The organism is Amycolatopsis thailandensis (genome assembly GCF_042723255.1).
GTDB classification, from domain to species: Bacteria; Actinomycetota; Actinomycetes; order Mycobacteriales; family Pseudonocardiaceae; genus Amycolatopsis; species Amycolatopsis thailandensis.
The window spans coordinates 26243-40783 of record NZ_JBHXJK010000076.1 but is presented as its reverse complement, the minus strand read 5'-3'; the positions used below and the strand labels follow the sequence as shown (position 1 = coordinate 40783).

The window sequence follows — 14541 nt, the reverse complement described above, 5'->3', positions numbered from 1 at the left end:
GCCCGGTCCCATTCCGAACCCGGAAGCTAAGCCTGACAGCGCCGATGGTACTGCAACCGAAGGGTTGTGGGAGAGTAGGACACCGCCGGACTAACATTAAAGAAGAGAAAAGGCCCAGGTCGGTCGAGAACCAAGAGTTCTCCCGACCTGGGCCTTTTCTTCGTACCCAGACCCCGGTGCAAGTAGCCACCTACTCGCACGCACAGCCGGCCCCGCCCCAGGCGGTAGCAAAGGTCCCTTGCTCTCCCCGCGGTGTCGCTCAGCGGTTCCGCCGCGCGACCGCGCGCCGGCGAACAGGTGACGAGAAAACCAGCGAAGTTGTCGTCTCTCCATAACGCTGCATCCGCTCTACGAGCTCTTCCAACTCCGCGGTGTTCCGACAGGCGACCCTCACCAGCCAGCACTCGTCGCCCGTGACGTGATCGGCGTCGAGCACCTGAGGCAACGCGAGGATGGTGTCGCGGAAGCGAGGCGTGTCGAGGCTTCGCACCTTTGCCCGGACCATCGCCTCGATCGGGAGCCCGAGCTTGGTCAGGTCGACACTGGCCGAGTATCCGGTGATGATCCCTTTCTCCTCGAGCCGCCGAACCCGCTCGGTCACCGCCGGCGCCGACAGCGATACCCGACGGCCGAGTTCGGAGAAAGTCAGTCGACCGTCGGACTGGAGGAGTTCGAGCAGCTGCCAGTCGAGATCATCGAGGTTCACGGAACTCCAGGTCGATCGTCATCCCTGCCAGGAAACTCCAGGTTAGCCGTCGGACAGACCTGGAATCTCCGATGTTGCGGATGATCACCGGTCAGCAGGATTGAGCCATGACGACCGAACCCCGCGTACTGACCTTCCCCGCCTTGGACAGCACGACCGCGGCCGCGCTCCTGCGTGCCGAGCTCGCCCTGGACGTGGATCCTGATGACCTTGTCCGGGACCTCGACTCCGGTGCTCAACAGGGGTACGTGATCGTCGAGACCCGGGCTCCCGAAGTCTTCGCGACCGCTCGCATCCCTGGCGCTATCAATCTTCCGTACCGGGACATGACTCCCGAATCGGTCAGCCGACTCGACCGGGATCTCGTCTACGTCTGCTACTGCGAGAGCATCCACTGCAACGCGGCGACCAAAGGCGCTCTGAAGCTCGCGGAACTCGGCTTCAAGGTCAAACGCCTGTCCGGTGGCATCACCGCTTGGCAAGCGGCCGGCTACCCCGTTGACCGGAACCTCCTCACTTCCGCCCCCAGCCCCGCCCCTTCGCCACGCTGCGCCTGCTGACGAGCGCGCGAAGCAGGGGACCTTTGCTATCGCCGCCCCGAGCGATAGCAAAGGTCCCTTGCTCTCCTGGCGGTCGTAGGCTGGGGTGGTGACCGCTCCCAAGTTGCTCGTCATCCAGCCAGATGAATCAGATCCGATCGGTCCCCTCGGCGACTGGCTCACCGAGGCGGGAGCCGAACTCGATATCAGGTTGCCGCCTGAACAGGACCTCCCTGCCGATCTTGATGGGTACTCGGGCGTCGTATGCCTCGGTGGCGGGATGGGTGCGAACGACGACGTCGCCCACCCGTGGCTCGCGGACGTGCGGAAGCTTCTTTCGAAAGCCGCGGGGGCGCGCATCCCGACGCTCGCGATCTGCCTCGGCGGCCAGCTCCTGGCGGTGGCGCTGGGCGGTAGCGTCGCCACCGGCGAACAGGGACCCGAGGTCGGCCCGGGGCTTGTGTCCAAGAAGGACGCTGCCTGGACCGATCCACTCTTCGCGGACCTGCCCCTCATGCAGGACGTCCTGCAGTTCCACAACGACGCGATCACCCGGCTGCCCGCGGGTGCCGAGCTTCTCGCTTCCTCGCCGCGGTATGCCTACCAAGCTTTCCGATTCGACCGTTGTGCCTACGGTGTCCAGTTCCATATCGAGACGACGCCGGACGTGGTCCTCGACTGGGCGCGGCAGTCGCCGGAAATGGCGGAACTCACCCGGCCGGACGTACTGACCCAGGAAAACCTCGCCCGAGTGCACGCCGATATCACCGAAACCTGGCGACCGTTCGCGCACCGCTTCGTCCGACTGGTGTCCGGTGACCTCGCTCCGGCTGCGGACCGTCAACGTACTTTGCCGATGGCTTAACGACTTATGTCTCAAATGTGTATGGGTTGTTAACACTCGGTCCTGGCTGTCAGGTACCTTGCGAAGGGAGTTTCGAAGGGTTCGGAGGTCGGGGTGGAGCCCTCAGTGTTGGTCGTGCTCGTCGTCGTCACGGCCCTAATTTTTGATTTCACAAACGGTTTCCATGACACGGCCAACTCGATGGCGACGTCGATCGCCACCGGGGCGTTGCGACCCAAGGTCGCGGTGACGATCTCCGCGGTCCTGAACCTGGTCGGAGCCTTCCTCTCGGTCGAAGTGGCCAAGACCATCTCGAATGGACTGGTCGATGACACCAAGATCGGGCCGGCGATCGTGTTCGGTGGCCTGGTCGGGGCGATCGTGTGGAACCTGGTCACCTGGTTCGTCGGCCTACCGTCCAGCTCATCTCACGCGTTGTTCGGTGGCCTGATCGGTGCCACCTGGGTGTCGGCCGGAACGGACTCTGTCCACTTCGGAAAGATCGTCGAGAAGGTCCTGGTTCCGGCGGCGCTGTCGCCTGTCCTGGCAGGCCTCGCCGCGATGATCGTGACGTACTTCGTCTATCGGATCTTTGTCCGTCGAGGCCGCACCGCCGGCTTCCGAGTTGGACAGATCATTTCGGCTTCACTGGTCTCGCTTGCCCACGGCACGAACGACGCGCAGAAGACCATGGGTGTCATCACGCTGACGATGATCACCGCCGGAACCCTCCCAGCGGGGGCGGGACCGCCGCTCTGGGTAATCGTCAGCGCGGCGTTGGCGCTGGCGCTCGGCACGTATCTGGGTGGCTGGCGAATCACCTACACGCTCGGTAAGGGCCTGACGGACATCGATGGTCCGCAAGGTTTCGCAGCACAGACCAGTTCGGCGGCGGTCATCCTCGCCTCGACGAACTTCGGTTTTCCTCTCTCCACGACCCACGTCTGCTCCGGAGGCATCGTCGGCTCCGGCGTGGGCCGGAACGAGTCCCCGGTCCGCTGGCGCACTGCCGGCCGCATGGTGATCGCTTGGCTGTTCACGCTTCCGGCTGCGGCCATCGTCGGCGCCGCGGCCGGCCTCGTGACCTCGACAGGCACGGTGGGCACCATCGCCGTCGGCGTCATCGGCCTGGTCATCGGCGTCGGCATCTACCTGCTTTCGCGCCGGAGCCCAGTCAACGCCGGCAGCTTCGCCAACCCTGCTTCGACCGTTCCTGAACAGGAAGTCGGCAGGATCGCCGCCTAGCGAAGCAAGGGACCTTTGGTGTCGCCGGGCGTGAGACGACACCAAAGGTCCCTTGCTCCTTTGCGCGTCCGCCTGGTGACGGGCGCAAGGGCGACTACGGTGGAAGCCGATGGTTGAGCGCGCCAGGCCGACCGCTTCCGTGGCGAGATACGGCTTCACCGACCCCCGTGCCGACGGGCAGCTGCGTGCTGCCGGTTGGTGGACCGAATCCGGCGCGGACGGCTCCGCCGCCGACGTCTTGTCAGCACTTTCCCGAGCGGCGGACCCTGATCTCGCCTTGAGCGGGCTCGACCGGATCAGGGAAGCCGACCCGGCTGCCTGGAATGAGCTCGACCAGGCGCTTCGCACCAACCGAACCTTCCGCGGCCGGATGCTCAGTGTCTTGGGCACGTCGAGTGCGCTCGCGGACTTCCTGGTCGCGAACACCGACTGCTGGCGGACTCTCCAAGCCGACAAGAGCACCGAGCCGGATCAGTACGTGAGCCGTCTCCTCGACCATTTACGGTCGGAAGGCGAACTGGTCACGGGGCTCGAGGCGGAGCAGGCTCTTCGCGCCGGGTACCGCGAGCTCCTCCTCGGGATCGCGGCCGCCGACCTCGGCCACCTGGTCGAATCAGGTCTCTACCAGCCTCCTTATGCCGAGATCGGAGCTCAGCTCACCAGGCTCGCCGAGGCCGCGCTGACGGTGGGGCTTCAGGTCGCAGAGGCTGAGGTGAGCGCCGGCGTCGAAGGTCGGTTGGCTGTGATCGCGATGGGCAAATGCGGTGGCCGAGAGCTGAACTACGTGAGCGACGTCGATGTCATCTTCGTCGGCGATGGGGATCTTTCGATCTCGACGCGACTCGCCAGCACGATGATGCGCGTGGTCGGCAAGGCCTGCTTCGAGGTCGACGCGGCGTTGCGTCCGGAAGGTAAGGCGGGCGCCTTGGTCCGAACCCTCGACGGACATGCCGTCTACTACCAGAAGTGGGCCAAGACCTGGGAGTTCCAGGCGCTGCTCAAGGCACGGCCGGTCGCAGGCGACGCCAACCTCGGACGTCAGTACGCGGAGATGGTCGCACCCAAGGTGTGGGCGGCGGCCGATCGGGAGAATTTCGTCCCCGAGGTCCAGAAGATGCGGCGCCGTGTCGAAGGCCATGTTCCCTCGGCACACGCCGAACGTGAGCTGAAGCTGGGGCGCGGTGGCCTTCGCGACGTCGAGTTCGCCGTGCAGTTGCTACAGCTGGTCCACGGTCGGATCGACGCGGACCTGCGTTCTCCGTCCACGATGGACGCACTCGCCGCGCTGGGGGAAGGCGGGTACGTCGGCCGGAAGGATGCTGCGGAGCTCGGATCTTCGTACGAGTTCCTCCGGACGATCGAGCACCGGCTCCAGCTCCGCCGACTGCGGCGTACACACCTGTTTCCTGCCGCTTCGGATGCCGACGAGCTGCGAACGATCGCGAGGGCGAGCGGAGTGCGGCCCGCCCGGGGCCGAAGCGAGGGGGACGTGCTGCTGGCGGAGTTCCGCCGCCACCTGCAGAGCATCCGACGTCTTCACGAAAAACTCTTCTACCGACCCTTGCTGCAATCGGTCGCGAACGTGCCGACCGAAGCACTACGGCTGACGACGAAGCAGGCAGAGAGCCGTCTCGCCGCACTCGGCTACGCCGCACCGGATGGAGCCCTTCAGCACATCAAGGCACTGACCGCGGGAATGTCACGCCGGGCGGCCATCCAACAGGCCCTGCTGCCGGTCCTGCTGGACCTTCTCGCCGACACCCCGGACCCTGACCGTGGCCTTCTGTCCTATCGAAAGGTCTCGGAGGCACTCGAAGCAACGCCTTGGTACCTCAGGGTCCTTCGGGACGAGGGTGCCGTCGTCGAGCGGCTCGCCTTCTTGCTGGGCACGTCACGACTGGTGCCCGATCTGCTGGCGAGAGCGCCCGAAGTACTGCAACTGCTGGGCGATCCCACGCGTTTGGCCGGTCGCACGCCGGCTGAAGTGGCCACTTCGCTGCGAGCCGCAGTGCGACGTCAGCCGGGTTTGAACGCCGCGGTCGCGGCCGCGAGATCGCTCCGACGACACGAGATGCTGCGAATTGCATCAGCGGACCTGCTGGGGTTGCTTGACGTCCCCGCGGTCTGCGCCGCGTTGTCGAGTGTGTGGGTCGCCGTGCTGCAAGGTGCCTTGGCCGCTGCCTTTCGCCAGCGTCAGGCAGAGCTCGGTCAAACGCCCGCGAAGATCGCCGTCATCGGCATGGGACGTCTGGGTGGGGCCGAACTCGGCTACGGGTCCGATGCGGACGTCCTCTTCGTATGCGAGCCGACCGAAGGAGTGTCGGACTCCGAAGCGGCGAAGTTCGCTTCCTCTGTCGCCGAGACTGTTCGCAAGATTCTCGGGGCGCCCAGCCCCGATCCGGCGTTGGTCGTCGACGCCGACCTCCGTCCAGAAGGGCGGAGCGGTCCCTTGGTACGGACCCTCGAGTCCTACCGCAGCTACTACGGTCGATGGGCAGAGGTTTGGGAATCGCAGGCGCTGCTCCGGGCGCGGTTCATCGCCGGTGACGACGACCTCGGCGCGCGGTTCATCGAGATGATCGACCCCATCCGCTACCCGCAGGCGGGTCTTGACGCGGTTCGGGTGCGGGAGATCAGGCGGATCAAGGCGCGGGTGGAGACGGAACGGATGCCGAAGGGCGCCGACCCGACACGACACACGAAGCTCGGGCGAGGAGGGCTCGCCGACGTGGAGTGGACTGTGCAGCTCATGCAGCTGCGTCATGGCCATGAAGTTGAGGGGCTTCGGACCACTTCAACGATCGAGGCGTTGAAAGCCGCGGCGGAAGCGGGTCTCGCCGAACCCGCCGAGATCGAATCCCTGACCGAAGCATGGTTACTGGCGACGCGTGTCCGGAATGCCGGGATGCTGGTCCGAGGCAAGGCAGTCGACGAGATCCCGAGCTCCGGGCGAGACCTCGCCGCGGTCGCGCGGGTGCTCGGCTACTCGGCCGATGACGATCCAGGCGAGTTCCTCGACGCCTATCGGCGGACGACGCGACGTGCACACGCGGTTGTGGAGACCCTCTTCTACCAGGGCTGACCTCACCGACCTGCAAGAAGTGAGCAAGGGACCTTTGCTATCGCCAGCCGTGCATGGACGAGGCGATAGCAAAGGTCCCTTGCTCACACTCGGCGTCGTGGAAAGGGAGCGACGCTTACAGTGGACCGGTGACTGTGCGCGAACCTTTTCGCACCCGGATCAAGGTGCGGCACTACGAGCTGGACACTCTCGGCCATCTCAACCACGCCGTTTACCACTCCTACGGCGAGGTCTCCAGACTCGAGCTGATGGAACTCGCCGGTGGCCTCAACTCGGGCATGCGAGACGCGAATCTCGCCTTCGTGCTGCTTGAGTCCCACATCGTGTTCCGGCGCGAACTCCGGGCCGGTGACGTCGTGGACGTGACCTGTGACGCCAAGTTCGGCACCGGCAAGACCTTCCACATGGACTCGAACATCTACAAGGTCGACGGCACTCTCTCCGCGGAGATCACCTGCACCCTGGGGCTGATGGATCTCGAGCGACGCAAGCTGGTGGATGACCCCCGCGGCCGCATCGAGCGAGCAGGCGTCGACTTGAAGGTTCTCTCCACTTCGGAGTAGGTCCCCCTGCCAGACCAATAAGAAACGCCGGTGGTGAGGGCGATTCCGCACCTCACCACCGGCGTGCTCTTGGTGTTCCTACCGCACGATCACACGTCGTAGTACAGCGAGAACTCGTACGGGTGCGGGCGCAGCCGCAGCGGGTCGATCTCGTTCTCACGCTTGTAGGAGATCCACGTGTCGATCACGTCGGGGGTGAACACGCCACCCTCGAGCAGGTAGTCGTGGTCGGCCTCCAGCGTGTCGAGAACCGCACCGAGGTCGCCAGGAACGAGCTTGACGTTCTGGGCCTCCTCCGGCGGAAGCTCGTAGAGGTCCTTATCGATGGGCTCCGGCGGCTCGATCTTGTTCTTGATGCCGTCGAGGCCGGCCATCATCATCGCCGAGAAGGCCAGGTACGGGTTGCCGGACGAGTCCGGGCACCGGAACTCGGCACGCTTGGCCTTCGGGTTGTTGCCCGTGATCGGGATACGGACACAAGCCGACCGGTTCCGCTGCGAGTAAACCAGGCTGACCGGCGCCTCGAAGCCCGGCACGAGCCGGTGGTACGAGTTGACGGTCGGGTTGGTGAAGGCCAGCAGGCTCGGCGCGTGCTTGAGCAGACCACCGATGTAGTGGCGTGCGGTGTCGGACAGACCCGCGTAGCCCGACTCGTCGTGGAACAGCGGCGTGCCGTCCTTCCACAGCGACTGGTGGCAGTGCATGCCCGAGCCGTTGTCACCGGCGAGCGGCTTCGGCATGAAGGTCGCGGTCTTGCCGGCGGCGAACACGGTGTTCTTCACGATGTACTTGAACAGCTGCAGGTCGTCCGCAGCATGCAGCAGCGTGTTGTACTTGTAGTTGATCTCGGTCTGGCCGGCGGTGCCCACCTCGTGGTGCGCACGCTCGATCTCGAAGCCAGAGCCCTGCAGCTTCTGGACGATCTCGTCGCGCAGGTCGGCGAAGTGGTCGACCGGCGGGACGGGGAAGTAGCCACCCTTGAACTTTGTCTTATAACCCTGGTTGCCGCCCGGCACGTCGGCACCGGTGTTCCACCAGCCCTCGACGGAGTCGATCTCGTGGAACGAGGCGTGCTCGGCGGAGTCGAACCGGATCGAGTCGAAGATGTAGAACTCGGCCTCCGGGCCGAAGAACACGTTGTCGGCGACGCCGTACTCCGCGATGTACTGCTCGGCCTTGCGCGCGATGTTGCGCGGGTCGCGGCTGTACGCCTCGCGGGTGAACGGGTCGTGCACGAAGAAGTTCAGCGACAGCGTCTTCGCCTTGCGGAACGGGTCGATACGCGCAGTCTCGGGGTCCGGGAGGAGCAGCATGTCGGATTCGTGGATCGACTGGAAACCACGCACCGAGGAGCCGTCGAAGGCCAGGCCTTCTTCGTAGGCCTCTTCGTTGAACGCCTTCGCCGGAACGGTGAAGTGCTGCATAACGCCGGGCAGGTCGCAGAACCTGACGTCGACGACCTCTACGTTCTCGTCGGCGATAAGGCGCTGAATGTCGTCTGGAGTAGTGGGCACCCTCGGTGACTCCTTCTCGTTCGTTGCCGGCGGCAGTACTCTCTTCGGCTCACGCTAAGAGCGCGGTGTTGCCCGACCGTCACCCGTATGTTTCGCCGGTGTTAACGGGGCGGCGATATCGGGTAGTCGACCAGGGCGAATGTGTCCCGCGCCACCGGCATACCCTGGATGGGTGGCGAGATGGACCGGAGAATGGCTACCCGGAGCCGGGGATGGAACGACGGCCGGTGGCGAGGGTACGCAGCGGTGGCGCGGTGAGCGACTCGGCTTGCCTCAATCGGGTGCCGGCTCGGTGACGGGCGGCGGGGCACGTCTCCTCGGACTGGTCATCGACCTGGTCCTGGCCTCGCTCGTCACCACTCTTTTCGTGACGCCGAGCCTTCAGGATCCCGCCGTCATGCAGACGTTCAACCTCTGGTCGGTGGGTGTCTGGGCGGCGATCACCGTCATTCCCGCCGCCTTCTTCGGCTTCACTCCCGGTATGGCGGTGGTCGGAGCCCGTGTCGCCAGGCTCGACGGCGCGCAAATGGTCGGGGTGTGGCGGGCGGTCGTACGGGCGGCGCTCACCTTCCTGATCATCCCGGCCGCGATCCGCAACATCGACGGCCGCAGCTGGCTGGACCGGCTGACCGGGACCGTTGTGATCCGCATGCGATGACCTTGGGAGGGGAGCAGGGGACCTTTGCTCCCGCCGCAGGAAGCGGCCACGGCACCGGCGGTGGTCAGGCGGCCGGTGCCGCAGGAGTACTGCCGAGCTTCGGAGGCGGTCGTTGCCGGGCGCGACGGTGAGCCGCTCGCAGTTCCTGGATCACCATCAGCGGCTCGTCGCGTAGGCGCGTAGGACTTACCTGGACGACGATGAGGCCCTCGGCGACCAGCGAGGGTATTTCGGGCGCCTTGTCTGGTTCGAGAGCGACTTCGTCGTAGCGGATTTGAATCGCGACGCCGGCCTTCGGCCACCAAGCGTCGGCGACACCGACGATCTCTCCGTCCGAAGTCCGTAGTTCGACCTTCCGTATCGGCGTTGGCAAACCGCTGCGCTCTAGTACGGTCTCCAGCCACTGCTCGACAGCGGAGTCGACGCCATCTTGGAGCGCGCCGATGACGATCCGGGGGAGTGCCGAGCCGATCGTGCTGGCCTGTGCCAGCTCCTCTCGAAGTTCCTCCGGAGTGCAAAGCCCGCGATGGACAGCGTCGTGGATCATCTCGCGCACGGCCTGGAGTTCGTCCATGCGCCGGGCCGCGTCGATCAAAGCCCGGGCGAGTGGGGCTACCGGCAGCCCGTCGATCTCGACTGGTTCCGGCAGGTGGATCGTTCGTTCGACGATGGCGAATCCCCAGGTGGCGACCTTGCTTCGGTGGGGGATCAGGGTGTGGGCCCGTCTCTCCGGCGGAAGTCTTCGGACTCCGTACAGCCTCGCTGCCTGGACTCCGGTGAGCATCGCCTCAGGGCCCGCGTGGGTCAGTGCGACCTTCAGGAGTTGACGTCTGGTCGGCGTGCCGTTGGTCAGGAGGATGACGCCGGGGATGGGACGTCGCCACGGACCGCCTTCGCGGCAACGGCGAGAGATCCAGGAATGGGAGTGTCCGAGGGCGACAAGTTTCGCTCGAGCGGCCACGCCGTCCGGGAACATCGCTGCCAGCGCCTTCTGCAAGGCGGTTGAGGTTGTGTCCACCCAGTGATCATGCGACCACCCACCGACAGTTCTTTGCCCGGAAACGCATCAGGGGTCCTTTGCTACCGCGTAGCGGCAGCAAAGGACCCCTGATGCTGGTTTGGTCAGCGGCGACGGATGGTGCGCTGGACGTTGCGCATCTTCGCGCCGGCAGGCATCGGGCCCTTGGGCATCGCCGCGCCGCGGTTGCCGAGGGCGGCCAGCTTCGCTTCCAACGCGTCGACCTGCGCGGGCTTGAGGTTGCGCGGAAGCTTCATGAGGTAGCCCTGCAGCTTCTTCAGCGGAACCTGCTGGTCTTCGTTGCCGATGATCACGTTGTAGATCGGGGTCTCGCCGATCAGGCGGGACACCCGCTTCTTCTCCTGCGCGAGCAGGGACTTCACACGGTGCGGGGCACCTTCGGCGACGAGCACGACACCCGGGCCGCCGAGCACTCGGTGCACAGCGTCGAGCTGGGTCGTGGCCGCCACGGTCGGCGTCACCTTCCAGCGGCCCCGCATGTTCTCGAGCGCCCAGGCAGCAGCGCCCGGCTGCCCGTCGGCCTTCGAATACACGGTCTTCTGGACCCGCCTGCCGAAGATGATCACAGCGGCGAGCGCACCGAGCAGAACGCCCAGCGGCAGCACGACCCAGTGGACGTCGAAGATGAACCCGATGCCGAACACGACACCGGTGATGACCAGGAGCGATCCGACCATCCAGGGGATGAGCGCCTTGTCTTCCTTGCGCTGCATCTTGAAGGCTTCGAAGATCTGCCCGCGGCGAGCCTTGCTCGCGGCACGCTTCTCCTTCTTGGCCAGCTTCGCTGCTTCCTTGTCCTGCTTTCCCGCCATGTGACCAGGATACGGCCGCGTGCCCTGCGTCGATCCCGTCGGGCCCTCTGCGAGGATCGGGGCGTGGTTAGCGCATCGTCCCCGAAGAGTCGTCCAGGCCTGCTCGATGGGCTCGATCCCGAGCAACGCGCCGCCGCCTGCGCGCCGAGGGGGCCGGTCTGCGTCCTTGCTGGAGCGGGGACCGGTAAGACGCGGACGATCACACATCGCATCGCTCATCTGGTCCGTTCCGGGCACGTCGCCGCTGGTCAGGTCCTCGCGGTCACCTTCACGACCCGCGCGGCAGGTGAGATGCGCGCGCGCCTTCGAGGCCTTGGCGTCGACGCCGCCCAGGCACTCACCTTCCACGCGGCCGCCCGCCGCCAGCTTCGGTACTTCTGGCCCCAGGTCGTCGGGGACCGGCCTTGGGAGCTGCTCGAGAACAAGTTCCGTTACGTCAGCCAAGCCGCCAACAAAGCCGGGCTCGGCACGGAGACGGAGCTCCTGCGCGACCTCGCCAGTGAGATCGAGTGGAGCAAGGCCTCTTTGGTATCGCCGGACGACTACCCGGCCGTCGCCGCGCGCACGCAGCGGGACACGCCAGCGCCCGCGTCGCAGGTCGCGGAGGTCTACCGCAACTACGAAAAGGTGAAGAACGCCGCGCAGGTCCTCGATTTCGACGACCTGCTCCTGCACACCACCGCCGTCCTCGAGGAGCACACGGTGGTGGCCCAGGAGTTCCGCGAGCGTTATCGCTGCTTCGTCGTCGACGAGTATCAGGACGTCACGCCGTTGCAGCAACGGCTGCTCGACGCGTGGCTGGGCGGCCGCGACGACTTGACCGTCGTCGGCGATGCCAACCAGACCATCTATTCGTTCGGCGGCGCCTCTCCCCGACCGCTGCTGGAGTTCACTCGGAGGTTCCCCGAGGCGACGGTCGTGAGGCTCGAGCGGGACTACCGCTCGACCCCGGAGGTCGTGGCACTCGCCAATCAGGTGATCGGTGCCGCACGTGGCCGCCCGGCCGGGTCGAGGTTGAAGCTCGTCGGCCAGCGTCCGTCGGGGCCAGTCCCGCGCTTCGCCGAATACGACGACGAGACCGCGGAGGCCGCCGCCGTCGCGCGCAGGATCCGTGACCTGCTCGACGGCGGGGTGGCGGCCAGCGAGATCGCGGTGCTCTATCGCGTCAACGCCCAGTCGGAAGCCTATGAGCAGGCACTGGCGGAAGTGGGCATCCCGTACCTCGTCCGCGGCGGCGAGCGGTTCTTCGCCAGGACCGAGGTCCGGCAGGCGATGTCCGCGTTGCGGATGGCGTCGACCGACGCCGACACCGGCGAGCTGGTGACCCGGGTTCGCTCCGTGCTCGCGAAGGTGGGCCTCACCGACCAGCCGCCGGCCGGCGGTGCGGCGAAGGAGCGATGGGACGCGCTTCTTTCGATCGTCGAACTGGCCGAGGAGCTGGCATCCACCGTCGAAGACGCGGACCTGCCCCGATTCGTGGCGGAGCTCGAACAGCGGGCGAACGCGCAGCACCCGCCGACGGTCGAGGGCATCACTCTGGCCTCGCTGCACGCGGCGAAGGGGCTCGAATGGGACGCGGTGTTCCTCGTCGGGCTCGCCGAGGGGACCATGCCGATCCTCCACGCCGACGGTGACGACGCCGCCATCGAAGAAGAGCGCCGCCTCTTCTATGTCGGCGTCACGCGAGCGCGAGAGCATCTCTCGCTGTCGTGGGCCTTGGCCAGGACGTCGGGGAATCGCCGCAATCGGCGACGCAGCCGGTTCCTCTACGGCCTGATCCCCGAAGACCACCCGGCGGCGAGGGTCGCTCGAGCGCAGCAGCCGAAGCAGTCGGGCAACAAGGCACGGTGCCGGGTGTGCGGCGGGCCGCTGCTGGAGACCCTGGACATCAAGCTGGGACGCTGCTCCCGTTGCCCGTCCAATGTGGATGAGCAGCTGCTCGAAAAGTTGAAGTCCTGGCGTGGGGAACGTTCACGAGAGCTCAAGGTGCCGGCCTTCGTCGTCTTCACGGACGCGACCCTGGTCGCCATCGCCGAGCAGCGGCCGACCGATGACACTGCGTTATGCGCCATCTCCGGGATCGGCGCGACGAAGCTCGAACGCTTCGGGGCGGAGGTTCTCGATGTCGTGCGGGCCTCGGTGGAGTCTTGACCGCGTTCCGGGCTTGATCCACGCGGCGAACCCGCTGCTCAGAGCCGATCTTCGCAACTTCGACGGATTTTCTGGAAAATAAGTTGCCCCGGTGAGCCCAGGAGCAATAACCTGCAAGTACCCGGGCGGGAGCGCCCGGACTGGGGAAGAACATCTACACAACACAGCGTAGGCCGCAGGGCGGTTCGCGCGCGACAGAGAAAGGCGGTGCCGGTGAAATGACGAACAAAATGATGCTCACGAACCCTGGCACCCGTCTGTCCTGCGTCGCGGAAGTCCCGCAGGCTCAGCGCCAGGGCACCTTCATGCCCGTGAGCATCCTCGCCGCCCGCGGCACCCAGCGGTTCGACCTGAGCTGGATCGCCGCCGACGAGACCTTCATGCACGCTGCCGCCTTGGGTGGGGCGTACGTGAAGGGCGGCGTCGATCTGCCGGTCATCAAGCAGTTCCGTGTTCCGTTGTCCATACGGGAGCGAAGTTCCTGACCTAGTCAGGACTAGAGGCTCACGAAGGCCGCGGAACCGGTTACCGGATCCGCGGCCTTCGTGTTTTTTGCTGCACAAACAAGTTGGCTGCACAACCTAATTGGGGGTCAGCGTTGTCCAGTTCCACCGTCAGTACGAAATCCGTCACGGGACAGAGGAGTGCACTTATGTCATCGGCCATAGCTTTCGCGCCGGGGGAGGCCCTGCCCTTCGCCGACGCCGGCGTCGTCGACCTGCTCGACGCCATCGACTCGCCTGAGTCGATGCTTCCCTGCCGTTCGGGCAACGCGGACCTTTGGTTCGCCGAGTCGCCGGCAGAGCTCGAGCGTGCGAAGGCGTTCTGCGCGGACTGCCCGGTCCGTTCCGCCTGCCTCGCGGGTGCCCTTTCGCGGCGTGAGCCGTGGGGCGTCTGGGGTGGCGAAATCTTCGAGCGTGGCGTTGTCGTCGCGCGGAAGCGGCCCCGTGGCCGCCCCCGGAAGAACCCGGTCGTCGAGCCCGTCGCCGAGGCGCGTCCCGTCGCGCGCAAGGTCGAGCGGAGCGCCGCGGCATGACCGTCGAACTCATCACCACCAGGGATTACGAGGCGCGGACGGGTTACCGGACTCTCGCGCCGACCAAATCGAACGAGATCAAGGTCGAGGAGACCAGCGAAATGTTGCTTTATGAAGAACTGTCCAGGGCCCGAATACGAGACCTCGAGGAGGGAGTCCGCGCACAGCGGGCTCGAAGCGGCCCACGCGCCGCACGCAGGTGGACCAAGGTCGCCCGCTGGGCGACCCGGCGAGCCGAGCGCCTCCAGGCCTGACCACTCGGGGGAGCGGGGGACCTTTGCTATCGCCCGGCCGCCGCCAAAATGCCCCCCCCCCAAATTTTGGGGGTTGGGCGGCTCGGACTTGTTTTTTT

Annotated in this window: 14 protein-coding genes and 1 rRNA gene; 11 read left to right on the top strand and 4 right to left on the bottom strand. The window is 66.0% G+C overall.

Annotated elements, in window-relative coordinates:
- Positions 1-91 (top strand): 5S ribosomal RNA (gene rrf, locus ACFWMR_RS27135); the annotation flags it as partial.
- Positions 92-259: 168 nt separating this feature from the next.
- Here rrf and ACFWMR_RS27130 read toward each other — a convergent pair.
- Positions 260-706, bottom strand: a complete 447-nt coding sequence (locus ACFWMR_RS27130) for an Lrp/AsnC family transcriptional regulator (RefSeq protein WP_378380391.1) — start codon at positions 704-706, stop codon at positions 260-262.
- 107 nt (positions 707-813) lie between these two features.
- Between ACFWMR_RS27130 and ACFWMR_RS27125 the strand changes: the two genes are divergently transcribed.
- From ACFWMR_RS27125 to ACFWMR_RS27105, 5 genes are all read left to right on the top strand, one after another.
- Positions 814-1266: a rhodanese-like domain-containing protein gene (locus ACFWMR_RS27125; RefSeq protein WP_378380390.1), complete on the top strand. Its 453-nt coding sequence runs from the start codon at positions 814-816 to the stop codon at positions 1264-1266.
- 88 nt (positions 1267-1354) lie between these two features.
- Positions 1355-2110: a type 1 glutamine amidotransferase gene (locus ACFWMR_RS27120; protein ID WP_378380395.1), complete on the top strand. Its 756-nt coding sequence runs from the start codon at positions 1355-1357 to the stop codon at positions 2108-2110.
- Between the two features lie 105 nt (positions 2111-2215).
- Complete coding sequence (locus tag ACFWMR_RS27115; RefSeq protein WP_378278782.1) at positions 2216-3334, top strand: inorganic phosphate transporter; 1119 nt, start codon at positions 2216-2218, stop codon at positions 3332-3334.
- Between the two features lie 109 nt (positions 3335-3443).
- Complete coding sequence (locus ACFWMR_RS27110; RefSeq protein WP_378380389.1) at positions 3444-6416, top strand: bifunctional [glutamine synthetase] adenylyltransferase/[glutamine synthetase]-adenylyl-L-tyrosine phosphorylase; 2973 nt, start codon at positions 3444-3446, stop codon at positions 6414-6416.
- 128 nt (positions 6417-6544) lie between these two features.
- Positions 6545-6979 carry an acyl-CoA thioesterase gene (locus ACFWMR_RS27105; RefSeq protein ID WP_020633826.1) on the top strand — a complete coding sequence of 145 codons (435 nt, stop codon included), beginning with the start codon at positions 6545-6547 and terminating at the stop codon, positions 6977-6979.
- 89 nt (positions 6980-7068) lie between these two features.
- Here ACFWMR_RS27105 and glnA read toward each other — a convergent pair whose 3' ends face one another.
- Positions 7069-8493: a type I glutamate--ammonia ligase gene (glnA, locus tag ACFWMR_RS27100; RefSeq protein WP_093936204.1), complete on the bottom strand. Its 1425-nt coding sequence runs from the start codon at positions 8491-8493 to the stop codon at positions 7069-7071.
- 172 nt (positions 8494-8665) lie between these two features.
- Between glnA and ACFWMR_RS27095 the strand changes: the two genes are divergently transcribed.
- A complete protein-coding gene (locus ACFWMR_RS27095) occupies positions 8666-9151 on the top strand; it encodes an RDD family protein (protein ID WP_378380388.1) in 486 nt (161 codons plus the stop codon).
- 64 nt (positions 9152-9215) lie between these two features.
- Here the strand turns inward: ACFWMR_RS27095 and ACFWMR_RS27090 are convergent, their stop codons facing one another.
- Both ACFWMR_RS27090 and ACFWMR_RS27085 read right to left on the bottom strand, forming a co-directional pair.
- On the bottom strand, positions 9216-10169 hold the full coding sequence (locus ACFWMR_RS27090) for a hypothetical protein (RefSeq protein WP_378380387.1): 954 nt from the start codon (positions 10167-10169) through the stop codon (positions 9216-9218).
- 104 nt (positions 10170-10273) lie between these two features.
- On the bottom strand, positions 10274-11002 hold the full coding sequence (locus ACFWMR_RS27085; protein WP_378278734.1) for a DUF4191 domain-containing protein: 729 nt from the start codon (positions 11000-11002) through the stop codon (positions 10274-10276).
- A 63-nt stretch (positions 11003-11065) separates the two neighbouring features.
- On the opposite strand from ACFWMR_RS27085, the gene ACFWMR_RS27080 reads away from it, so the two are divergent.
- The 4 genes from ACFWMR_RS27080 (at position 11066) to ACFWMR_RS27065 (ending at position 14443) form a co-directional block, all read left to right on the top strand.
- Entirely contained in the window at positions 11066-13153 is a 2088-nt protein-coding gene (locus ACFWMR_RS27080; protein WP_378380386.1) for an ATP-dependent DNA helicase UvrD2, read from the top strand.
- Between the two features lie 218 nt (positions 13154-13371).
- Positions 13372-13638, top strand: coding sequence for a hypothetical protein (locus tag ACFWMR_RS27075; RefSeq protein ID WP_378380385.1), 267 nt, complete (start codon positions 13372-13374; stop codon positions 13636-13638).
- A gap of 167 nt (positions 13639-13805) precedes the next feature.
- The gene (locus tag ACFWMR_RS27070) at positions 13806-14189 is read left to right on the top strand and encodes a WhiB family transcriptional regulator (protein WP_378380384.1); all 384 of its coding nucleotides are present in this window, start codon (positions 13806-13808) and stop codon (positions 14187-14189) included.
- Positions 14186-14443 (top strand): hypothetical protein, encoded by a 258-nt coding sequence (locus ACFWMR_RS27065; RefSeq protein WP_093936197.1) that lies wholly within the window; start codon positions 14186-14188, stop codon positions 14441-14443. The genes ACFWMR_RS27070 and ACFWMR_RS27065 overlap by 4 nt, the downstream gene beginning before the upstream one ends.
- Positions 14444-14541: the final 98 nt, after the last annotated feature.

Excerpts from the sequence above, each read along its gene's own strand:
- ACFWMR_RS27110 (WP_378380389.1), top strand. The coding sequence starts at position 3,444 with ATGGTTGAGCGCGCCAGGCCGACCGCTTCCGTGGCGAGATACGGCTTC.
- ACFWMR_RS27070 (WP_378380384.1), top strand. The coding sequence starts at position 13,806 with ATGTCATCGGCCATAGCTTTCGCGCCGGGGGAGGCCCTGCCCTTCGCC.
- ACFWMR_RS27125 (WP_378380390.1), top strand. The coding sequence starts at position 814 with ATGACGACCGAACCCCGCGTACTGACCTTCCCCGCCTTGGACAGCACG.
- ACFWMR_RS27085 (WP_378278734.1), bottom strand. The coding sequence starts at position 11,002 with ATGGCGGGAAAGCAGGACAAGGAAGCAGCGAAGCTGGCCAAGAAGGAG.
- ACFWMR_RS27065 (WP_093936197.1), top strand. The coding sequence starts at position 14,186 with ATGACCGTCGAACTCATCACCACCAGGGATTACGAGGCGCGGACGGGT.
- ACFWMR_RS27075 (WP_378380385.1), top strand. The coding sequence starts at position 13,372 with ATGACGAACAAAATGATGCTCACGAACCCTGGCACCCGTCTGTCCTGC.